This window comes from Brevundimonas bullata (genome assembly GCF_014207965.1).
GTDB classification, from domain to species: domain Bacteria; phylum Pseudomonadota; class Alphaproteobacteria; order Caulobacterales; family Caulobacteraceae; genus Brevundimonas; species Brevundimonas bullata_A.
In genome coordinates this window covers 46,084-67,420 of record NZ_JACHLM010000004.1, presented here as the reverse complement: position 1 = coordinate 67,420, position 21,337 = coordinate 46,084, and the positions used below count along the sequence as shown (strand labels likewise).

20 protein-coding genes are annotated in these 21,337 nt (G+C 65.8%); 11 read left to right on the top strand and 9 right to left on the bottom strand.

Features of this window, described 5'->3' with window-relative positions:
- The first annotated feature begins 357 nt into the window (after positions 1 to 357).
- The 3 genes from HNP51_RS12350 (at position 358) to HNP51_RS12340 (ending at position 3,570) form a co-directional block, all read left to right on the top strand.
- Complete coding sequence (locus HNP51_RS12350; protein ID WP_184270865.1) at positions 358 to 1,626, top strand: Swt1 family HEPN domain-containing protein; 1,269 nt, start codon at positions 358 to 360, stop codon at positions 1,624 to 1,626.
- Between the two features lie 281 nt (positions 1,627 to 1,907).
- Positions 1,908 to 2,510 carry a DUF4433 domain-containing protein gene (locus HNP51_RS12345; protein ID WP_221415902.1) on the top strand — a complete coding sequence of 201 codons (603 nt, stop codon included), beginning with the start codon at positions 1,908 to 1,910 and terminating at the stop codon, positions 2,508 to 2,510.
- Positions 2,511 to 2,520: 10 nt separating this feature from the next.
- Entirely contained in the window at positions 2,521 to 3,570 is a 1,050-nt protein-coding gene (locus HNP51_RS12340) for a macro domain-containing protein (RefSeq protein ID WP_184270859.1), read from the top strand.
- Between the two features lie 254 nt (positions 3,571 to 3,824).
- On the opposite strand, the gene arsH is transcribed toward HNP51_RS12340, so the two are convergent.
- The 5 genes from arsH to HNP51_RS12315 are packed head-to-tail and all read right to left on the bottom strand — an operon-like array spanning position 3,825 to position 6,867.
- Positions 3,825 to 4,580, bottom strand: a complete 756-nt coding sequence (arsH, locus tag HNP51_RS12335; RefSeq protein WP_184270856.1) for an arsenical resistance protein ArsH — start codon at positions 4,578 to 4,580, stop codon at positions 3,825 to 3,827.
- Positions 4,577 to 5,017, bottom strand: coding sequence for an arsenic resistance N-acetyltransferase ArsN2 (gene arsN2, locus HNP51_RS12330; RefSeq protein ID WP_184270831.1), 441 nt, complete (start codon positions 5,015 to 5,017; stop codon positions 4,577 to 4,579). Before arsN2 ends, arsH begins: the two co-directional genes overlap by 4 nt.
- Positions 5,017 to 6,102 carry an ACR3 family arsenite efflux transporter gene (gene arsB / locus HNP51_RS12325; RefSeq protein WP_184270828.1) on the bottom strand — a complete coding sequence of 362 codons (1,086 nt, stop codon included), beginning with the start codon at positions 6,100 to 6,102 and terminating at the stop codon, positions 5,017 to 5,019. The genes arsN2 and arsB overlap by 1 nt, the downstream gene beginning before the upstream one ends.
- A complete protein-coding gene (arsC, locus tag HNP51_RS12320; RefSeq protein WP_184270824.1) occupies positions 6,102 to 6,524 on the bottom strand; it encodes an arsenate reductase (glutaredoxin) in 423 nt (140 codons plus the stop codon). Before arsC ends, arsB begins: the two co-directional genes overlap by 1 nt.
- Before the next feature lie 7 nt (positions 6,525 to 6,531).
- Positions 6,532 to 6,867: a helix-turn-helix transcriptional regulator gene (locus HNP51_RS12315; protein WP_184270821.1), complete on the bottom strand. Its 336-nt coding sequence runs from the start codon at positions 6,865 to 6,867 to the stop codon at positions 6,532 to 6,534.
- A gap of 480 nt (positions 6,868 to 7,347) precedes the next feature.
- On the opposite strand from HNP51_RS12315, the gene HNP51_RS12310 reads away from it, so the two are divergent.
- The 5 genes from HNP51_RS12310 (at position 7,348) to HNP51_RS12290 (ending at position 13,821) form a co-directional block, all read left to right on the top strand.
- Positions 7,348 to 10,038, top strand: a complete 2,691-nt coding sequence (locus HNP51_RS12310; RefSeq protein ID WP_260398482.1) for a TonB-dependent receptor — start codon at positions 7,348 to 7,350, stop codon at positions 10,036 to 10,038.
- Positions 10,039 to 10,116: 78 nt separating this feature from the next.
- The gene (locus HNP51_RS12305; RefSeq protein WP_184270818.1) at positions 10,117 to 10,827 is read left to right on the top strand and encodes a PepSY domain-containing protein; all 711 of its coding nucleotides are present in this window, start codon (positions 10,117 to 10,119) and stop codon (positions 10,825 to 10,827) included.
- A gap of 10 nt (positions 10,828 to 10,837) precedes the next feature.
- Positions 10,838 to 11,557: a PepSY domain-containing protein gene (locus tag HNP51_RS12300; RefSeq protein WP_184270815.1), complete on the top strand. Its 720-nt coding sequence runs from the start codon at positions 10,838 to 10,840 to the stop codon at positions 11,555 to 11,557.
- A 111-nt stretch (positions 11,558 to 11,668) separates the two neighbouring features.
- Positions 11,669 to 12,424, top strand: a complete 756-nt coding sequence (gene hutC, locus HNP51_RS12295) for a histidine utilization repressor (protein WP_184270812.1) — start codon at positions 11,669 to 11,671, stop codon at positions 12,422 to 12,424.
- 137 nt (positions 12,425 to 12,561) lie between these two features.
- Positions 12,562 to 13,821, top strand: a complete 1,260-nt coding sequence (locus HNP51_RS12290; protein WP_409360121.1) for an NAD(P)/FAD-dependent oxidoreductase — start codon at positions 12,562 to 12,564, stop codon at positions 13,819 to 13,821.
- Positions 13,822 to 14,155: 334 nt separating this feature from the next.
- On the opposite strand, the gene HNP51_RS18875 is transcribed toward HNP51_RS12290, so the two are convergent.
- Positions 14,156 to 14,641 (bottom strand): DapH/DapD/GlmU-related protein, encoded by a 486-nt coding sequence (locus HNP51_RS18875; RefSeq protein ID WP_184270807.1) that lies wholly within the window; start codon positions 14,639 to 14,641, stop codon positions 14,156 to 14,158.
- 143 nt (positions 14,642 to 14,784) lie between these two features.
- Positions 14,785 to 15,873 carry a class I SAM-dependent methyltransferase gene (locus HNP51_RS12280; RefSeq protein WP_184270804.1) on the bottom strand — a complete coding sequence of 363 codons (1,089 nt, stop codon included), beginning with the start codon at positions 15,871 to 15,873 and terminating at the stop codon, positions 14,785 to 14,787.
- Between the two features lie 303 nt (positions 15,874 to 16,176).
- On the opposite strand from HNP51_RS12280, the gene HNP51_RS12275 reads away from it, so the two are divergent.
- The 3 genes from HNP51_RS12275 (at position 16,177) to copD (ending at position 19,921) form a co-directional block, all read left to right on the top strand.
- Positions 16,177 to 18,522 carry a heavy metal translocating P-type ATPase gene (locus tag HNP51_RS12275; RefSeq protein ID WP_184270801.1) on the top strand — a complete coding sequence of 782 codons (2,346 nt, stop codon included), beginning with the start codon at positions 16,177 to 16,179 and terminating at the stop codon, positions 18,520 to 18,522.
- Between the two features lie 106 nt (positions 18,523 to 18,628).
- A complete protein-coding gene (gene copC, locus HNP51_RS12270) occupies positions 18,629 to 18,991 on the top strand; it encodes a copper homeostasis periplasmic binding protein CopC (RefSeq protein WP_184270797.1) in 363 nt (120 codons plus the stop codon).
- A gap of 3 nt (positions 18,992 to 18,994) precedes the next feature.
- On the top strand, positions 18,995 to 19,921 hold the full coding sequence (copD, locus tag HNP51_RS12265; protein ID WP_184270793.1) for a copper homeostasis membrane protein CopD: 927 nt from the start codon (positions 18,995 to 18,997) through the stop codon (positions 19,919 to 19,921).
- 91 nt (positions 19,922 to 20,012) lie between these two features.
- Here copD and petA read toward each other — a convergent pair whose 3' ends face one another.
- Positions 20,013 to 20,558: a ubiquinol-cytochrome c reductase iron-sulfur subunit gene (gene petA / locus HNP51_RS12260; RefSeq protein WP_184270790.1), complete on the bottom strand. Its 546-nt coding sequence runs from the start codon at positions 20,556 to 20,558 to the stop codon at positions 20,013 to 20,015.
- A 219-nt stretch (positions 20,559 to 20,777) separates the two neighbouring features.
- Complete coding sequence (locus HNP51_RS12255; RefSeq protein ID WP_184270787.1) at positions 20,778 to 21,257, bottom strand: nuclear transport factor 2 family protein; 480 nt, start codon at positions 21,255 to 21,257, stop codon at positions 20,778 to 20,780.
- Positions 21,258 to 21,337: the final 80 nt, after the last annotated feature.

The window sequence follows — 21,337 nt, the reverse complement described above, 5'->3', positions numbered from 1 at the left end:
CCGCCAGCGTAGCTGCTGCAGCCGCCATCGGAAGGGACCGCATCCGCCCGAGCTGGCGGCTCGTGTGGCCGCCTTGGTCCCAAACGGACGCCTCTCGCCTATCTCGATGTCCGAGGACATAGAGACGGCCGAAGGGTTCGCAGAGGCGTTGGCCCCTACGATCCGCGATTTTCTGTCGGAGCTGCACTAGCGATTGCCAGAGCTCTGGTCGCTCGGCGGGATCTGATTCTGATCAAGTCGGGCTGCTTCAGTGAACGCTGCACCCCCTAGGGATCAGCTTGCCCTGCGCCGATGTGGCGACGTCCGGCTCGAACCATGTCAGAGCTACATTCTCAACAGGTCTCATCTGGAGCTGCCATGTCCGACCCACTCCGCGACCTGATTGAGCGAGAGCGTGAACTCAGCCGGCTCATGAATCCGCTAACTGAAGTGGGCGCCAACCTGGGCGCCTATGAACGTTCAATCGTTCGGGCCGCCGCCGAACTGGACGTGATGAGCCTGATGAGGGATCGGGCGGATATTGAGGCGCGCGCGGCGGGCTTCCTGTCTCCCGACCAGCACCGCAACCTCGCTCTCGACCTTTTCCAGCGGATGCCGACAGGCTCTGAGCTCTTGATGCAGGAGATGCAGCGAGCCGATGCTCTCGCCCGGGAAGCCGCGGGCCTCCACGGCAGGAGCATCAGTGAGCTCGCCGTGGAAGCTGCGAGCCTCCATCAGCGCTGGGAAGAAGCTTTCCGGCTACCATCGGCAATGGAGACCGCGCGGCTCTATCAGGAACAGATCGACGCCCTGCAGGGCCAATCGATGTTGTTCCATGACAAGCCGGGGCAAATCATGGCGGCCATGACGTCCATGACCAGGCCCTGGCTCAACGACGCCATGCTCGATCACTCCGTGCTCGGCATGATGGAGATGCAGACCATCGGCGCAGTGCTGCGTCACTCGGATCCGTTCGGTGCGGATATAGGCGACCTGCTCAGGCCGGCTTTAGGCGACTGGCGTGAGGTGGTCATGCCTACGGTGAATGTCCTGATGGATCCCGTGGCGCGTACTGCTCTCTACTATGACAAAGGCTACAGTCCTGACCTGACCGCTTTTCCACGCGGCGCCTTCGTCGAGGGCATGCATCATGCGGGTCTGGACCTGGACTCGTCCGAAGATCTTGATGACGACGAGGCCGATGCGGACGAAACGTTGGAAGCTTCGTTTGCAAGAAATCGATCGGCGTTTGACCAGCTGCAACGCTTTGAGGTGGCGTTGCGCCGTTTCATCGACGAGCGGATGACCGAGGCCTTCGGTCCCGACTGGTGCATCACCCAGGCGCCGGAAGGCACAAGCGACAATTGGCGTCAGAAGCAGGCGACGGACGCCAAGGCGACCGGAGCGATCAAGCCTCTGATCGAGTTCGCGGACTTTACGGATTACCGAGCGATCATTGAGAAGAAGCAGAACTGGAAAACCGTCTTCGCTCCGGTCTTCAACAGGTCCACGGATATTCAGGAGTCCTTCCAGCGGCTCTATCCGGTAAGAATCGCCACCATGCATGCGCGAATGATTACCCAGGACGACGAGATGTTGCTCACCGTAGAAACGCGTCGGATTCTACGAGCCATCCGTAAGGCGTGACAGGCCGGTTCAGTCCGAACGGCGGAACTCGTTGCGACGAAGCAATGTTCGAAGCGGGCTGCCGGTCATGCGGCTCAGCTTGATGTGCGGTGGCGGTTTGTTGATCCTGATCGAGCGTCGTTTCCGAAGTTGCGGGGAATGGTGTTCTTGAAATGTTCCCGTTTCGGTTCTAGGTTGATCAGAGCCGTAGCGGTCCTGCAGCTTGGCTGGACAATGGAGGGCGGTTGATCGATTGAAGGAGCATGCCTGGAAACGTTCCTCAGCCGACGCCGATCATTCACATGACCCACATCGGCAACCTTGACGAGATTCTCGCAAAGGGCGCCTTGAGCTCTACCGCACGCCTGCAGGCTGCTGACGCGCGATATAACAATATCGCCTACAGCTCGATCCAGGCGCAGCGTGCAGCCCGGCAGGTCCCGTGCGGGCCGGGTGGATGCCTGCACGACTACGTACCCTTCTATTTCACGACGCGCAGCCCGATGCTCTACACCATCCACCGTGGCAACGTGCCGTGTGAGGGAGGGCAGGGCGCGCTGGTGCACCTGGTGTCGACCGCCCAGAAGGTCGCAGAAGCCGGCCTGGGCTTCGCGTTTACCGACGGTCACGGAATCATGACCTACTCCAGCTTCTTTGATGATCTGGGGCGGCTGGGGGAGGTCGATTGGGATGTGGTCGGCAGCCGACAATGGGCTGATACGCTGGAGGACGGCGACCGCAAACGCCGCAAGCAGGCCGAGTTTCTCGTGCGGGACGCATTCCCGGTTACTCTGCTCAGCGGCTTGGCGGTGCAGTCCGCGGCTCGCAAGGCCGAGGTAGAGGCTCTTCTGGAGCGCCGAGGCGTTAGGATGAAAGTGGTGGAAAAATCCGCCTGGTACTACTAGGGAGCCGACGATGATCACCTTCTCGAAAGGCGACCTGCTCCAGTCTGGCGCCGAGGCCGTCATTAATACGGTCAACTGCGTCGGGGTGATGGGCAAGGGTATCGCCCTGCAGTTCAAGCAGGCCTTCCCTCGCAACTATGATGCGTACCGGCGCGCCTGCGACGCGGGCGAAGTACGTCTGGGCGAGATGTTCGTCTTCGACACTGGAAGCATGATCAATCCGCGCTGGATCATCAACTTTCCGACCAAGGGTCACTGGAAGGCGAAATCCCGCCTGTCCGACATCGAGACCGGCCTCGAGGACCTGAAGCGAGTGATACTCGAGAATGGAATCCGCTCCATCGCCGTGCCGCCTCTCGGATGCGGCAACGGCGGTCTGGATTGGGCAGAGGTTGAGCCTGTGATCCGCCGCGCCCTTGGCGACCTCGATGAAGTGGATGTGCGGCTCTTCGCTCCTGGAGCGGCGCCGAAAGTCGACGAAATGCGAGTGGGCACGACCCGTCCCAACATGAGCCGCGGACGGGCGCTCGTGCTGACGCTTTTAGGTCTCTACGGGGCGGCGGGTTATCGCCACAGCCTCCTTGAGGTGCAGAAGCTCACCTACTTCCTGCAAGCGGCGGGCGAGGATCTCAAGCTGGGCTTCCAGAAGTACCAGTACGGCCCCTACGCCGAGAATCTCAATCACGTGCTTCAGCGGATCGAGGGGCACTTCATTCGAGGGTACGGCGATCGCAGCCAAGCGGCGGAGATCGCCGTGCTGGAGGGCGGCCGTCAGGAAGCCGAGGCCTACCTCGCCGGCGATGAGGCCGCCCGGGACCGCCTCGACCGTGTGGCCGAGCTTATCGCGGGTTTCGAGACCCCTTACGGCCTCGAGCTCCTGTCCACCGTCCACTGGGTCCTGATTCATGACGCCGAAGCGTCCGGCGACCCGGATCGTGTGGTTCAGGCTGTGCACGCCTGGAACCCTCGGAAAGCTGCTGTGATGCGCGAACCTCACATCCGCACAGCCCTCGATCACCTCCAGCGGAACGGCTGGGCCAACCAGGCGCACGCCGCCTGAGCCCGGGCTAAATCTGTCGACGAGCCGGCTTGTCTAATGCCTGCGGATCGCTCAGGGCTTCGATGACGCTGCAATCGGAAACCCGACCTCCGGCCAGCCGGATCGGGCCATCTTGAACCGGTCTGGAGGCGTCTTCCTTCAGTCGGCGTTCTCCATCCTCCTGCAGGCGCGGCGCGAGACATTGGAACGACGCCGTGCAGGTTTGCTCGCCTGGCTGACGCTCGCAACAATGAGTGCGCGGTCAAGGGCGGGTGCTAAGCCGGAAGGGGTCGGGCGATAGCTCGCGCGGAGAGGTCGTTGGCCGCGTCGATTGGCGTGCCCGACGCTTTCCGCTCGGAGTAGCGGTCCACCAACTGGCCCGCATGGACGCGGGTCAGAACGGTGAAACGCACCAGTTCCTCCATCACATCAACGATGCGGTCATAGTAGCTGGACGGCTTCATGCGGCCGTCGTCGTCGAACTCAGTGAAGGCCTTAGCCACGCTGGACTGGTTTGGAATGGTGATCATCCGCATCCAGCGGCCCAGCAGACGCAGGGTGTTGACCGCGTTGAAACTCTGCGAGCCGCCGGAGACCTGCATGACGGCCAGGGTGCGGCCCTGGGTCGGACGCATGCCGCCCATGTTCAGCGGCAGGTGGTCGATCTGGAGTTTCATGATCCCGGAAATCTGGCCGTGGCGCTCGGGGCTGCTCCAGACCATGCCTTCCGACCACAGGGCGTGTTCGCGCAGCTCGTGGACGGCGGGATGGTCGTCGTAGTCGACCTGGTCGGTCAGCGGCAGGTCGGACGGATCGAAGATGCGCGTCTCACAGCCCATGAAGCGCAGCAGGCGCGCGGCCTCCTCAACGCACAGTCGGGAAAAGGACCGATCCCGCAGTGAGCCGTAGAGCAGCAGGATGCGGGGCGGATGGTCGTTCGGGCCGAGGCCGAGCGCCGGCTGGCTGGACAGGTAGGCCGGGTCGAGCGCGGGCATGTGGTCGGGATCGGGCAGGACGCGAAGGCGGGTCATCGGGTACGCAACTCCTTGAACATGAAAGTCGCCGAGGCCGGGCACAGGGTGCTGAACTGCCGGGAGGCGGCTATGGCGGGCGGCGCCGCCGAACGGGGAAGGGCGGTGTAGCCGTGCCGCTGGAAGAAGGCGGTCGCCGAGGTCGTGAGCAGGTAGAGGCCGGCCGCCTTCCGCCCGGCCGCCTCAGTTTCCAGCCAGGACAGGATCGCTGAGCCGTGGCCTCCGCCGCGACGGCTGTCGATGACGACGATGGAGCGGATCAGGGCGTCGGGACTGAGTTGCTCCAGTGCGCCGTAGCCGATCAGTCCGGCCTCATCTTCGAAGCGATAGAAGCGGCGGCCAGCCTCATGGAGATCGTCCGTCGGCAGGCCGGCGGCCTCAAGCACGGCGATCAGGTCAGGCGCGGGTACGGGCAACTCCACGGCGTTGAAGGCCATCAGAAGGCGTCCTTCTTCGGCGCGGTCGCGGGGAAGTAGCGGCGGCCTAGCCACAGGGCCACCGACACCAGCAGGATCAGCACCGGCACTTCGACCAGCGGGCCGATGACGGCGGCGAAGGCGACCGGCGAGGCCAGGCCGAAGGCGGCGATGGCGACGGCGATGGCCAGTTCGAAATTGTTGGAGGCGGCGGTGAAGGCCAGGGCCGTGGTGCGCGGATAGTCCGCCTCGATCAGCCGCCCCATCAGAAAGCTGACCACGAACATGACGAAGAAGTAGATCGTCAGCGGGATGGCGATGCGCAGCGCGTCCAGCGGCAGGGCGACCACTTCGCCGCCCTTCAAGCTGAACATGGCGACGATGGTGAAGAGCAGGGCGATCAGGGTGATCGGCGCGATGCGCGGCAGGAAGCGCGTCTCGTACCAGTCGTTTCCCTTCCGTGCGACCAGGGTGCGCCGGGTCAGGAAGCCGCCGAGGAAGGGCAGGCCCAGATAGACCAGGACGGCCCCCGCGATGGTCCAGACGCTGACGTCCACCACGCTGCTTTCCAGCCCGAACAGGGGCGGCAGCACGGTCAGGAACAGCCAGGCGTAGAGGCTGAAGAAGGCGATCTGGAAGATCGAGTTGAAGGCGACCAGACCCGCCACATACTGATTGTCGCCGCGCGCCAACTGGTTCCAGACCAGCACCATGGCGATGCAGCGGGCCAGGCCGATCAAGATGACGCCGGTCATGTATTCCGGCTGGTCGCGCAGGAAGATGACCGCCAGGGCGAACATCAGCACCGGCCCCAGCACCCAGTTCTGGAACAGGGACAACAGCAGCACGCGCTTGTCGACGAAGACGCGCGGCAGTTCCTCGTATTTCACCCGCGCCAGCGGCGGGTACATCATCAGGATCAGGCCGATGGCGATGGGGATGTTGGTCGAGCCGACCGACAGGCTGTCGATCCAGCCGGAAAGCCCCGGCGCGACCGTGCCCAGCAGCACGCCCAGCGCCATGGCGGCGAAAATCCACAGCGTCAGCCAGCGGTCGAGGAAGGAAAGACGGCGCTTCGGTTGTTCAGTGATGACGGCGTCGACCATCAGCGGACCCTCCGGCCCTCGGCGTCGATGACGACCTCGCCGTCCTCCTTGGTGAAGGGCTTCAGGCCCTCGGGCGGCAGAAGGTCGAGAACCGCCTCGGACGGCCGGCACAGCTTCACCCCCAGCGGGGACACCACGATGGGGCGGTTCAGCAGGATCGGATGCGCCTCGACGGCGTCCAGCAGCTGGTCATCGGTCAGGTCGGGATCGCCGAGGCCCAGTTCGGCGAAGGGCATGCCCTTCTCGCGCAGCAGGCTGCGCAGCGGGACGCCCATGCGCTCGACCAACTCCAGGATCATTCCGCGGCTGGGCGGCGTCTTCAGATACTCGACGACATGAGGCTCAATCCCGGCATGGCGGATCAGGGCCAGGGCGTTGCGCGACGTCCCGCAGGCAGGGTTGTGGTAGATGACGACGTCCATGGGAGCCTCAGGTGCGGCAGGGGTTGAGTTCAGCCAGTAGCGGCTCGCACAACTCGGCACGGCCCTGGCAGCAGTCCTTCAGCAGGAACAGGACCAGCGCCTGGAGGCGATCCAGGTCCGCCCGATAGATGATCGAACGGCTGCGGCGCTCCGAACTGATCAGTCCGGCCCGCGACAGGACGCCCAGGTGCGCCGACATGGTGTTGGCCGGCACCGCCAGCGCGTCCGCGATCTCGCCGGCGGGCAGGCCCTCGGGCTCGTGCCGGACCAGCAGGCGGAAGGTCTCCAGGCGCGTGGGCTGCGCCAGGGCGGCAAGGGCGAGGATGGCGGGTTCTGATTCCATAATTCCAAGATAATGGAATTATTAGAGGGCGCAAGTCGGCCCTTCGGCCTGTGGGTCTGGTCCGATTGGCACCGGCCGCGAATCCGCCATGAGGTCCGCAGCGGAGACTCCCCTTCGCGGCCTGCCGAAAAATAATCCCGCGCCAACCTAATTAATTCGAGGGTAGGGGTCTCGTGAATGCGTATTGGCCAGTACGGGGGCGAGTAAGAAATTTTGCATCGCACAATGAGTGCGGCCGTCATCATTTGGTGCGTCGTAAAATAGTTACGTCCTACCCGCGCTCACCAACGAGGTGACGAATCTGTGTTTATTGTGTGTGAAATGCGTCATTATTTTGCGCAATTCTGGCGAATACGGGCATGAAACGTGAAGGATTGGCCGCCTTCATATGTATATACATGAGTTGACTCCCTCAGCGCCCGACCGGAACGTGATCAGGCAGGACCGGTTCGTCTGGGCCGAACGCGAGGGGAATGAACCATGAATCGCATGAAAAAGAGGCTTTTGTTCGCAGGTGCGGCAGTCACAGCCGCCATGTGCGGATTGCCCGCATCGGCGCAGGAGGCCGAGACGACCAGCGTTGGCGAAATCGTCGTCACCGGCAGTCGGATCAAGCGTCAGGACATTACCGGGGTCGGGCCTGCAACCGTGGTGACCGGCGAGGATATCGAGCGGACCGGGATCACCAATGTGGAGGCTCTGCTGCAGCGTCTGCCCTCCTCTGCGGGCGCCGCCGGCAACCAGACGAACTCCTATTGGACCGGCAACGGCTACGGCACGGCGCAGGTCAATCTGCGCGGCCTGGGCATCAATCGGACCCTGACGCTGATCAACGGCCGGCGGGTCGTCAATGGCGGGACGGGCGCGAACAGCGCCCCGGATCTGAACATGATCCCGACCGCCATCATCGGCCGCATGGACGTGCTCAAGGATGGCGCCTCCGCCATCTACGGCGCCGACGCGGTCGCCGGCGTGGTCAACATCGTCACCATCAATGACTTTGAAGGCCTCAAGGTCTCCAGCAAATACGGCGTCACTGACGAGGGCGACGGCGACGACCTGACCTTCGACCTGTTGTGGGGCATGCGGGGCGACCGCGGCGGCGTCACCGCCGCCCTGACCTACCAGAAGACCGAAGCCGTCAACCTGGCCAGCCGCGCGCCCTGCGGCCTGGGCGAGATCGACGGCAAGCTGGCCTGCGTCTCGAGCGCGACGACGCTCGGCGGTCGGGCCGTGCTGCCCAACGGCCAGCAGATCAACTTCAACCAGATACCGGGCGGAGACGGGGACTTCTTCGAGCCCTACAACGCCGCCAAGCATAACTATAACGGCAACCCCTTCCTCAACGCCGTGTCGCCGATCGAGCGCATCAGCACGGCCTTCCTGGCCGATTACCAGCTGACGGACACGGTCAGCCTCTTCGGCGAGGTCTTCTTCACCCACAGGGAAAGCAACCAGCTCGCAGCGCCCGGCGCCCTGCGGAACCTGAAGATTGCGGCGACCCACCCGACCAATCCGACCGGCGAGGACATCACCCTCATTGCGCGCCGTCTCGCCGAACCCGGGCCGCGTCACTTCTTCCAGGAGACCGACACCTATCGGTTCGTCGGCGGCGCCCGTGGCGCCATCGCGGGCGACTGGACCTGGGAAGCCGCCGTCAACTGGGGGCGCAACACGGGCGTCGACGGGATGACGAATATCGCCAACCTGCAGCGGGTCGGCGAAACCCTGAACACCGCCGTCTGCAGCAACGCGGCGGGTGCGGCCATCCCTTGCGCCGACTACCTGGGCGCCGGCGACCTGAGCCAGGAAGCGCTCGACTACATCCTCTTCACCTCGCGCGACACCGGCGGGAATGAGCAGCGCAGCATCACGCTGGATGTCACCGGCACCGTGCTCCAGCTCCCGGCCGGCCCGCTCGCCGCCGCCGCGGGCCTCGTCTACCGCGAGGAAAAGGGCTGGCGCGATCCGGACGCCCTGACCGTTCTGGGCATCGCCAACACCAACCAGCAGGACCCCATCGCCGGCGAGACCAAGGCCAAGGAAGCCTATGTCGAGCTGTCCGCGCCGCTCCTGGCCGACCTGCCCTTCATCCAAAGGCTCGAGCTCGACGCGGCCGTCCGCTATTCGGACTATGACCTGTTCGGCGGCAACACCACCTACAAGCTGGGTCTGAACTGGAGCGTCGTAGACAGCCTGCGCCTGCGAGCCACCTTCGGCACCGGCTTCCGGATTCCCAGCGTGCCTGAGCTGTTCGGCGGCGTTGCAGAGGGCAATCTGACGACGACTGATCCGTGCAGCCGCTACAGCACCAGCGGGAACGCGACACTGATCGCCAACTGCCAGGCTTCCGGCGTGCCGGCCGGCTATGTGCAGCTCGGCAACACGGTCCTGACCACGGTCGGCGGCAATCAGAAGCTTTCGCCCGAAACGGCCGAGACCCTGACCCTGGGCCTGGTCTGGCAGCCTGAACAGGTGAAGGGCCTGTCCCTGACCGTCGACTATTTCGACATCAAGGTCGAGGACGCCATCCGCTCCATCCCCGGCTCCACCAAGCTGGCCATCTGCTACGCCTCGCCGGGGATGAACCACCCCTTCTGCGGCCCGAACAACTTCACCCGCAGTCCTCTGACCGGCGAGGTGAACTTCCTCTCGGCCCAGCCGACCAACGCCGGCCTGGAAACCATGAAGGGCGTCGACATCGGCGCACGCTACGCCTTTGATCTCGGCGAACGCCGCGCCAGCATCGACTGGAACACCACCTATCTCGGCGAATATGTCGTCACGCCCTTCCTGGGCGCCGATCCGATCATCTTCGACGGCCATATCGGCGGCGGCAATGGCGGCTACCCCCACTGGCGTTCGAACGTCAGCGCCTCGGTTGTCGACGACCGCTGGACCGCCACCTATTCGGTGCAACTGATCGGCAAGGCCACGGACTTCAACGCCGCGCCGGGGGATATCGGCTACGAGACGCCGAACCTCTTCTACCACAACGCCCAGTTCGCCTATCGCCTGGGGGAGAAGGCCGACATCGCCTTCGGCATCGACAACCTCTTCGACAAGAAGGCGCCGTTCATCCAGAGCTGGACCGACGGCAACACCGACACCATGACCTACGACCTGCTGGGGCGGCGCGGCTATGTCCGCCTGACCTACCAGTTCAACTAGTCTTCGACATAGAGAAACGCCGGGCGTCCCCAGTGGCCCCGCCCGGCGTTTCCCCGCCCTCCAATCAGTGAGTATCAAATGGTGCGCTGGCCTTCCGTAGCGCGAAAAGCCCACAAGTGGCTTGCGCTGATCATCGGCGTTCAGGCCCTGTTCTGGGTCGTGAGCGGCCTCTACATGACCGCCGTCCATATCGACATCATCCATGGCGATCATCTCGTGCGGACACCCGTCGCTGAGCCGATCTCCATGGGGGGCCTGGTCGATCCTGCGGTCATTGTGAAAAACGCCGGCGGGGCCCAGAGCCTGCGTCTCGACCAACAGCTCGGACAGCCGGTCTACATCGTCAGCCAGACGAGCGGCCGGTCGCTGTTCGACGCCCGGTCCGGCGAGAAATTGCCCCTGATCGACGAAGCCGGCGCCCGGCAACGCGCCGAGCAGTTCTACGCCGGCGACGGCGGCGTTCGTGAGATGGAGTTGCTGTACGAAATCCCTGGTGAGATCAGGGGACGTCCCGCGCCGATCTGGCGAGTGCAGTTCGAAGGCCTGTGGCGGCCCACCCTCTATATTTCGCCCCAGACCGGCGAACTCGTGGCCAAGCGCCATGACCTGTGGCGCACGTTCGACTTCGTCTGGATGTTCCACATCATGGACTATGAGACCCGCGACAACGTCAACAATCTCCTGCTGAAGATCGCGACCTGGATGATGGTGGCGACCTCCCTCACCGGGGCCTGGCTCCTGCTCTACAGCTTCCGCCGCAAGCGCCGCGTGCGCAAAGCCGCAGCCTGAGGATCATCAGATGTTTCTAATCCGCAGACTGCACAAATGGTTCGGCCTGGTCCTCGGTCTTCAGTTCCTGCTCTGGGCCATCAGCGGCGCCGCCATGGCCCTGATTGATCATCGCAAGGTGGCCGGCGACCAGTCCATCGTCCATGTCGCGCCTTCTCCGGCGCCTGCCGTCCTGCTGCCCCTGTCCGAGGTGGCCCAAGCGGTGGGGCAGCCGATCTCCAGGCTGGAGCTGCGTCCTCTCCACGACGCCTGGGTCTATGCCGCCACGACGCCCAGCGGCATCCAGCTGGTCGATCCGGTGGACGGCCGCCGTGTGATCATCGACGACGCCCGCGCCAAGAAGCTGGCGGTCGCCTCCTTCAACGGTTCTGCGTCCGTAACCTCCGTGTCGCTGGTCGAAAAACCCACGCTTGAAACTCGCGACTTCGCGCTTCCGGCCTGGCGGGTTGAGTTCGCGGACAAGGAAAGGACGACCCTGATCCTGAACGCCGTCACGGGCGAGGTCGCCGGCGCCAAGACCAATACGTGGCGGCTCTGGGACTTCTTCTGGATGATCCACATCATGGATTACACGGATCGCCAGAGCTTCAATCATCCGTTGATCATCATCATCGCCACCGGATGTCTGTGGCTGGCTTTGAGCGGCTTCATCATGCTGTTCAGCGCCTTCCGACGCCAGGACTTCGCCTACATCCACGATGGGATCGAATGGCTGCAGCGCCGCCGTTAAGACCGCGCCGGGGCGTTCTGCGCCCCGGCGCCTTCCGGTTGGGTTGACGGCCAATGCGACCCAAGCTGAAGCTTGGCCCGACTAACGGACATGACGGGGAGGAACGTCTCCATGGATCTCACGCTCCACCGACGCATCCGCTCCGACATCGCCGAGCGCATTCTGTCGGGCGAATGGTCTCCGGGGTTCCGCATCCCCTTCGAGCATGAGCTGATGGAGGAGTATGGTTGTTCGCGCATGACCGTGAACAAGGCCCTCGCGCCGCTGGCGGAACGGGGCATGATCATACGCCGTCGACGCTTCGGGTCCTTTGTGGCGCGGCCGCGGATACATTCCTTCGTGCTGGATATCCCGGACATACAGGCCGAGATTCTCAATCGCGGCGAACCCTATGATTTCGAACTCCTGTCCCGGAAGGTCCGGGCCGCGCACAAGCGGGACGCGGAAGAACTCGCACTCGCCGCATCCGGCGAGGTGATCGAGTTGCGCTGCCTCCACCGCAGCAGCGGTCGTCCTTTCGCGCTCGAGGAACGGTTGATCAGCCTGGCCTCCGTGCCTCAGGCTCGAGACGCCGATTTTTCCGGGGTTCCGCCCGGCACATGGCTGCTGGAGCGCGTTCCCTGGACGGAAGCCGAGCACAGAATCCGGGCCGTCAACGTGTCCCGCGCCACCGCGCTGACCCTCGGGGTGGACCCTGCGGCCGCCTGCCTGTCTCTCGAACGGCGGACCTGGCGGCGCGCGGAACGCATCACCTTCGTCCGACTGACCTTTCCGGGGGAGGCCTATGATCTCGGCGCGCGGTTCGCGTCCTCGACCCCCGAAGAGGCTTTGGACCAGGTCGCCGACCCAGGGGACGCCGCGTCCTGACGGCCTCCTGATCGAAGATTTGGCGGTCCAGGCGGGACCGTGCGTGGCGGGCCCCCGGGCGATCTGGGATCGCGCCGAGGGGCGTGGCTTCCGATGAAAATGTGGAATGAGAAAGCAGGGGCTCAATGTCTCCAATCATGACCAAGGTTCTGATTATCGGCGCGGGACACGCGGGGGGCTCGGCGGCGGCGCTGCTGAGACAGTATGGGTTCGAGGGCGAGATCGTCCTGGCGGGCGAGGAGGCGGCGGCGCCCTATCAGCGGCCGCCCCTGTCCAAGGCCTGGCTGAAGGGGGAGGCGGGTCTGGAGGACCTGCTGCTGCGTCCCGAGAGCTTCTACACCGAGCAGAAGATCGACCTGCGCACCGGCGTCACCGCCACCGCCATCGACGCGGCGGGCAATACCGTGAGCTTCGCCGACGGCGCGGTCGAACCCTATGACGTGCTGATCCTGGCCACGGGGTCGATGGCGCGCAAACTGGCCATTCCCGGCGCGGACCGGCCCGATCTGATGGAGCTGCGCACGCTCGAGGACGCCGAGCGGCTGAAGGCCGCCCTGGCTCCGGGTAAGCGGCTGGCCGTGGTCGGCGGCGGCTATGTCGGGCTGGAGGCGGCGGCTTCGGCCCGCGCCCTGGGCGCCGAGGCCGTGGTGATCGAGCGCATGGACCGGGTGCTGGCCCGGGTGGCGTCGGAAACCCTGTCGGCCTTCTTCACCGACTATCACCGGGCCCGCGGCGTCGAAATCCTGACCGGCGCCGAGGTCTCGGGCTTCGAGGACGACGGCGTGCGGTTGGCGGACGGGAGCCTGATCGCGGCCGACGCGCTGCTCGTCGGCGTCGGCGCCCTGGCGCGCGAAGCCCTGGCGCGGACTGCGGGCCTGGCGTGCGAGAACGGCGTGGTGGTGGATGAGAACGCCCGCACTGCCGACCCGTCGATCTACGCCATCGGCGACGTGACCCATCGCCCAATCCCGGTCCACGGCGGGCGGATGCACCGGTTGGAGAGCGTGCCCAACGCCCTGGAGCAGGCCAAGCAGGCCGCCGCCGCCATCGTCGGCCGCGCGGCTCCAGCGGCCGAAGTGCCGTGGTTCTGGTCTGACCAGTACGACGTCAAGCTGCAGATCGCAGGCCTGCCTTTCGACGCAGACCGTCAGGTCGTGCGCGGTGATCCGGCCAGCGGCGCCTTCGCCGTCTTCCACCTGAACGGCGACCGCATCGTCTGCGTAGAGGCGGTCAGCGCCCCGGCCGAGTTCATGGGCGGGCGTCAATTGATAGGGAAGGGCACGCCGGTGGACACCGACCTGCTGGCGAACCCTGCGACCTCGATGAAGGACGTGGTTCTGGCGGTGGGAGCCCCCGTCCCTTCAATCCGGCGAGGCCTGAGCATAGAGGCTGCATAGCCGACGGGAAATATGGTCGTGCGACGCCGCCGACGGCGCTGGGTCGGGAACCTCGGTTCTCGGCGTGCGTCTTGCTATGGAGCTGAGAAATCCAGGAAGCGAGCCGGCTATGCTGCCCAGGGACCTGTCCGAATTCGCGATTGAGCTCCGGTTCGATCCGGCAGAAGTCTGGCTCTGGGCGGTTGTCGATGTCGAGGGGCTGACCCTGAGTTCTGGGAGCTCGAGATCACAGACCGCCGCCTGGCGCACGGCGACGCGCGCGGCCGAGTCCATCCTTCAGTCGAGAGAGGCGTCAGGCCTGCATTGAGGATAGTGGTCGCGGACGTTCGTCCGCCTATTCGATCGTTTTGATGTATTTGGCGGGAACGCCGCCCCAGAGTTCTCCGGCCGGGACCTCGCCTCGGACTACGCTTCCGGCGGCGATGACGGCGTTGTCGCCGATACGAGCGCCCGGCAGCACGATGCAGCCGGCCCCGATCCAGACGTTCATTCCGATCTCGACCCCGCAGCAGGTTTCGTCCCAGGCCGTGTGGATGCGGGCGGCGCCGGGCTCCAGGCGGTGATTGGCCGCCACGACGACGCAGTGCTGGCTGATGGCGGAGCCGGCCCCTACGCTTATCGCGCCGCCGGCGGCCCTGAGGTTCACGCCGGTCGATATGACCACGCCGTCGCCCAATGTCAGCCGTCCCTCAAGGCTGCTGTGCTTCGTCCGGCGGAAGACGATGATCTCCGAATAGGCGCCTATGCTGACGCGCTCGCCGAGTTCGATGATTTCGAGGTCGCGAAAGCCGTAATCCCAGATGGCGGTCGGATCGCTCATGAGCGTCGGGTGGCGCAAACGGACACGGAGCCCCAGGAGGCGTCGCGTCGTTTGCAGGCGGAGGTCGCCCGCGAGCGCCCGTGCAAGTCCGCCGAAGGTCATTCTGATGTCTCCAACTCGATGGGGCGGCTCAGATGGAAGTCCTACGCCCCCTTGACGCCGGTGATCCTAAAGAACGGGCCAATCAGCAAGAAGATCGCACGCAAGGCGACCGCGCCCGACATGCGGTTGTAGAGGCGTGCGAGTATCGCCTTTGTGGAGGAAAATCGTCTGACCTCCTCCTCCGGGACGGGCGGGATGATGATCATGAATGCGAAGCGGGTGCAGCGCTTCAATATCCGCCGGAGCCCGAAGCTGCCCATCAGACATGTGGAGTCGTAGGCCTTGCCGCTCCGCCAAGCGACGTAGCGAGCCTGGTAGCGGCGCGGCAGCAGGCCGACGCCCCACACCATCACGTGCGGTTCCGGCGCCAGGCTGAACCGGTTGGGCGTGCTCAGCGCCAGGCGTCCGCCCGGCCGGGTGACGCGGTCGATCTCCCGAAGATAGACGTCTGGGCGATCGACATGTTCGATCACATCGAGCGAGACCACGCCCGACAGGGTTCCGTCAGCCAGGGGCAGGGCTTCTCCCAGCGCCGCGGCCAAGATCGGCCTTCCTCCGTGCGCGGCGATCAGGCGTTTGGCTACAACCAGCCAGGTCATCGACACGTCAACGCCGATGCCGAATCCGGGCCGCTTCATGTCCGCAGCGGCCGCCAGCAGCATGCCCGGTCCGCACCCAAGGTCGAGCCAGGCTTCCTCAGACGTGGCCTCGGCGAGCCAGCCGGCCACATCCTCGTGAAGGCGTTCGGGCGCCGCCAGGACCTGGCGCGTTCTCAACCGGATCAGCCCCTCTTCCCATCCGGGGCGACGGGCGTAAATCGAGCGAACCAGATCTTCCAGGGGAAGGTCCATAGCCGCGACCTCGCGGGCGATCGCCAAATCTTCTTCGAAATCAATCCAGCTCTCGCCCGGGATGCGAAGGTCCGGGATGCCGTCGACCTGGCCAAAGTGATCATCGCACGTCAGGCACTCCAGGGTCTCCTTGCGGCATGCAAGCACGCCTCGACAATGCGGACACCGCCAGAAGGAGGCCTGGCCAGGCACGAAGCTGGAAGGGATGAAAGAATGATCGGCGCCCGTGGGCGCCGTAGGCGTCCGCCCGCCATCCAGGGATTTGAGGGGCGCGTCCATGTGCCGACTCCTTTGCCCTGTCGCCGTTCCGGCAGCGAGGCCAGTTGGGGCTGACGGCGACGGAAGTCTCCACATCCCGCACATAAGCGCGATGGACGTCGAATTGTTGCCAGTCGGCCGGCGAACCCATCCGCTTGGCATTCGTTGTCACGCGGGGCAGGGGCTTGCTTCGCGGCTGTCCAAGATTGCAGGGTGTTCGGGAGCTCGTCATCTGAATGACGGCGGGCGCGGGCTTCACGCCTCGTCTTGAGCCCTTTCCTCAAGGGGTATAGGCCGGAAGATCGCTGAATTTGGAGGGACGCCATGCCGACGGTCCACGATCCGCGCCAGACACATGCTCACGATGACGCCACGCATGGAGGCGGGACAGCGATCGACCCGGTCTGCGGCATGGCCGTGGATCCGGCCGCCGCCCAGCATCGTGCAGAGCACGAAGGGCATGACTACGTCTTCTGCTCGGCGGGGTGTCGAACGAAATTCGTCGCTGACCCGGGCCAATACCTGGGCGAGAAGCCGCAGGCGAAGGCCGCGCCCTCGGGGACGATCTACACCTGTCCAATGCATCCGGAGGTGCGCCAGGAGGGGCCGGGTTCCTGCCCGATCTGCGGCATGGCGCTGGAGCCCGAGACGGTCACGGCTGAAGCCTTGCCCAATCAGGAACTGAAAGACTTCACGCGGCGGCTCTGGGTCGGCGCCGTCCTCACCCTGCCGGTCGCAGCGCTGGAGATGGGCGGTCACCTGACCGGACTCATGGAGCGGATTCCCGGGCAGACGTCGAACTGGATCCAGTTCGTTCTGGCCACCCCTGTGGTGCTGTGGGCCGGCTGGCCCTTCTTCGTGCGCGGATGGAACTCCCTCCTCAATCGAAGCCTCAACATGTTCACCCTGATCGCCCTGGGCGTCGGCGCCGCATGGATCTACAGCGTCGTCGCCGTCCTGGCGCCGGGCCTGTTTCCTGCGGCCATGCTGCGCATGGACGGGAGCGCGCCGGTCTATTTCGAAGCGGCGGCGGTGATCACCGTGCTCGTCCTGGTGGGGCAGGTCCTGGAACTGCGCGCGCGCGAGCAGACCTCGGGCGCGATCCGGGCCCTGCTCGACCTGACGCCCAAGACAGCCCGCCGGGTGCGCGACGACGGCGCCGACGAGGATGTGACGCTCGACCTCGTGGCAGTGGGCGATCGGCTGCGCGTCCGCCCGGGTGAAAAGATACCGGTCGACGGCGAGATTCTCGAAGGCCGCGTGGCTATCGACGAATCCCTTGTGACGGGCGAGTCGATGCCGGTCACCAAGGAGGCCGGCGCCAAGGTCATCGCCGGCTCGCTGAACAAGACCGGCTCCTTTGTCATGCGGGCGGACAAGGTCGGCGCCGACACCCTGCTGGCCCAGATCGTCCAGATGGTGGCCCAGGCCCAGCGCAGCCGGGCGCCCATCCAGCGCCTGGCGGATCGGGTGTCCAGCTGGTTCGTGCCGGCCGTCATCGGCATCGCCGTGGTCGCGGCCGTCGTCTGGGGCCTGGTCGGGCCCGAACCGCGCCTGTCCTATGCCCTGGTCGCGGCGGTTTCGGTGCTCATCATCGCCTGCCCCTGCGCTCTGGGCCTCGCCACGCCGATTTCGATCATGGTCGGTGTCGGGCGGGGCGCGCGCGCCGGCGTCCTGATCAAGAACGCCGAGGCGCTGGAGCGGTTCGAGAAGGTGGACACCCTGGTGCTGGACAAGACCGGCACCCTGACCGAGGGCCGTCCTTCGGTGACGGCGATCCGCCCGGTCGAGGGTTTTGACGACGTCGAGCTTCTTCGCCTGTCCGCCAGCCTCGAGCGGGGCAGTGAACACCCTCTGGCCGACGCCATCATGCGCGCCGCAGCCGATCGCGACCTCACGCTTTCCGAGGCTGCGGAGTTCGACAGTCCGGTCGGCCGCGGCGTCACCGGCCTGGTCGACGGTCGACGTCTGTTCCTGGGCAATGCCCGCTACCTGACGGAGGCCGGGGTCGATGTCGCGCCCCTCGAGGCGGCGGCCGAAGTGTTGCGAGAGGAGGGCGCTACGGCCATCTTCGTCGCGGTTGACGGCGCTGTGGCCGGCGTCCTCGGCATCGCCGATCCGGTGAAGGCCACCACCGCCGACGCCATCCGCGACCTGAAGGCCGCAGGCCTTCGGCTGGTGATGATGACCGGCGACAACCGCACCACTGCGGAAGCCGTCGCGCGCCGCCTGGGCATCGACGACGTGCGCGCCGAGGTGCTGCCGCAGGACAAGGCTTCGGTCGTGGCGCAGCTTCGAGCCGAAGGGCGCGTCGTGGCGATGGCGGGCGACGGCGTCAACGACGCACCGGCCCTCGCCGCCGCCGATGTCGGCGTCGCCATGGGGGCGGGTTCCGATGTGGCGATCGAAAGCGCCGGCGTCACCCTGCTGGGCGGCGACCTCCAGGGCATCGTCCGCGCGCGGCATCTGTCCAGGGCGGTCATGGGCAATATCCGCCAGAACCTGGTCTTCGCCTTCGGCTACAACACCCTGGGAATCCCCGTGGCGGCGGGCGTCCTCTATCCGGTGTTCGGCCTGATGCTGTCGCCGGCCCTGGCGGCGCTGGCCATGGCGCTGTCGTCGGTCAGCGTGATCGCCAATGCGCTTCGTCTCAGGGCGGTCAGGCTCTAGGCGATGCAGGCGGCGAAGGATTCGCCTGGCGCTCGCCAGTCTTGAGGGGAAGGCCGCAGGCTTGCGTATCTATGAGAGAGGGGGGCGCTTCCTCAAGGAGACACACGTGAACCGTTTCAAGATCGCAACCCTGGCCGGCGCGGTCGCCGCGCTTTCCGTTTTCGCGGGCCAGGCCGACGCCCACGCCCGCCTCGTCAGCGCCACGCCGGCCACCGGCGCCACGGTGGCGGCTCCGCGGAGCATCAGCCTCACCTTCAGCGAGCGCGTGGCCCCGGCCTTTTCCGGCTTTGACGTCGCCAACGCCCAGGGAACCGTCATCCCGGTCCAGGCCCGCGTCTCCAAGGACGGCAAGACCCTGAGCGGCTCGCCGCGCGCCGCCCTGGCCGCCGGCGCCTATACGGTCAACTGGCGCGTGGCCTCGCCCGACGGCCACCGCATGACGGGCTCCACCACCTTCATCGTGCGCTGATCCATGCTGGAGTTCGCGGTCGTCCTTCTGAGGCTGGCGCAGTATCTGGGCGCCATGCTCCTGCTGGGCGTGCCCCTCTTCTTCGCCTTCAGGATGCCCGTGTCGGGCGCGGCCGTCGAAAGATGGCCGCGAAAGACCCTGCTGATTGCGGCGTTCGCGACCGCGATCGCCTCGCTCGCGGCCCTGGTCCTGCAAACGGCCGTCATGGCGGGGTCGATGACGGAAGCGCTGAAACCGGCGTCCCTGGCCTATATGGCGTTCGACATGGAGATCGGTCGCGCCTTTCTGGCGAGGGCGGTGGTCGCCGCCCTGGCCGGCGTGCTGCTTCTTGTGCTTCGGCCCAACCGGGCGAGCTGGATCGACCTCACGGTCCTGGGTCTGGCGGTTTGCGCCAGTCTGGCCTGGACGGGCCATGGCGCCGCCACCGAGGGCGCCCTGGGCGTCGTTCATCTCGGGGCGGACATCATTCACGCCCTCGCCGCCGCCATGTGGCTGGGCGCTCTCGCGGCGCTGGGCCTGTTTCTGACCATTCCTCACGGGGATGCGGAGCGGGACCGTCTGACCCATGACGCCCTGCACGGCTTCGCCGGCATGGGCACGCTCGCGGTGGGGCTTCTGGTCGCCACGGGTCTGGTGAACACCTGGTTCCTGGTCGGTCCCGATCGGCTGGGGGCGCTTCTGACGACGCCCTACGGCCTTCTGCTGACGGCGAAACTGGCGGTTTTCCTCGGCATGTTGGCCCTGGCCGCGTCCAATCGTTTCGTCCTGACGCCCTGCCTTCGTCGCGCCCTGGAGGATGAGAGCCAGAAGCCGTCGGCGATCAGCGCCCTACAACGCAGCCTGGTGCTGGAGACGCTCCTGGCGGTCATCCTTCTGGGGCTCGTCGCTGTGATGGGAACGCTCGCGCCGCCCGCCGCCATGATGATGTGACCACTGAGCCCACGACGCGGCCCGTCGCCCTCGAAGCCTTGGAGCGATGACGTCCTCCCCTTGCGCCGTCAGCGCGGGGGGAGGACGTTCGCTAGCCGAGCTTGACCCGTGTCTCGTTCAGGAAGGCGTAGTCCAGCAGGAAAAGGTTCTTGGGCGCAGGCCCCTTCCGGATGCGGCCGGCGGTGTCGTAGTGGGAGCCGTGGCACGGGCAGAACCAGCCGCCGTAGTCGCCCGTCCCGAAGGTCGGAATACACCCCAGATGGGTGCAGACGCCGATCAGGATCAGCCATTCGGGTTTGCCGGGCTTGTGACGACTGGCGTCCGTCGCAGGGTCACGTAGCGCCGCATTGTCGTCCGCGACCGCTTCGGAGATTTCCTTGGGCGTGCGGTGGCGGATGAAGACCGGCTTTCCGCGCCATTTGACCACGATCTGCTGGCCGAGCTGGACCTTGCCGTAATCGACCTCGACCGATGAGAGGGCCAGGGTGTCGGCGGCAGGGTTCATGGAGTTGATCAGCGGCCAGAGCGCCATGCCGACGGCGCCGACCGCCAGAGCCCCGGCGGCCACATGGATGAAGTCCCGCCGATCCGTGAGGTCCGGGGAGGAGAGAGCGGCCTTGTTGTCCGGATGCGGCATTCAAGTTCCTCTCGAGATGAGGTCCTGGGTTCCGAGACGGGCGTGGCGAGGGGCGCAATCCTTGCCTTCCGGCTGCCGCGGAACTGATCCTGCGGGATCAACCTCGCTGCGGAAGGGCCGGTTCCCGACCTCCACCGCACGGGAGTGCTCGGGAAAAGAGACCGGCTGAGCCGCGAAAGGGGGTGCCCATGCGCGGCCCATGCGCGGCCCAGGCGCGTGTCAGGGGGCCGGTCGCGGCGCCCGGGTGGAGGAATGATAGCTGACGATGCGCCATTCGCCGTCGCGCTGCCTGAGGACGCTCGTGGCGACGCCGCGACGTTCGGCCGGGGCGCGGCCGGCCGTCTTGAAGGCGATCTGGAACCGATAGGTCTCCGTGGCGTAGGCCACGTCGCCGACGACGGTCGCCTTCGTCACATGATCCTGGAAGGCGAAGCTGGAGAATTCCGCGAGTTCCGGGGCGAGGTGGTGGGACAGGTATTCGGAGATGGAGCCCTCCGCGCCGCCCTGTTCGAAGACCTGGGCGTCGGGCCAGAAGAAGGTTTCGGCGCGGGAGGCGCTGAGCGCCTCGAGCGCGCCGCGGTAGCCGTCGAGGACGGCGACCACCTGGGTCTCTGCGGTGGTTTGCGCCAGCGCGGGCGCTGCGATCATGAGGGGTGTGGCGAGAGCGGCGACGGCGATGATCATGGAACGATAGGTCAAAGGCTTCTCCTTGGTCATTGTGAACGACGCGTCCCGGTTCGGGGCGGGCCGTGGGGTTGTGTCGAGCGAAGTCGACGATT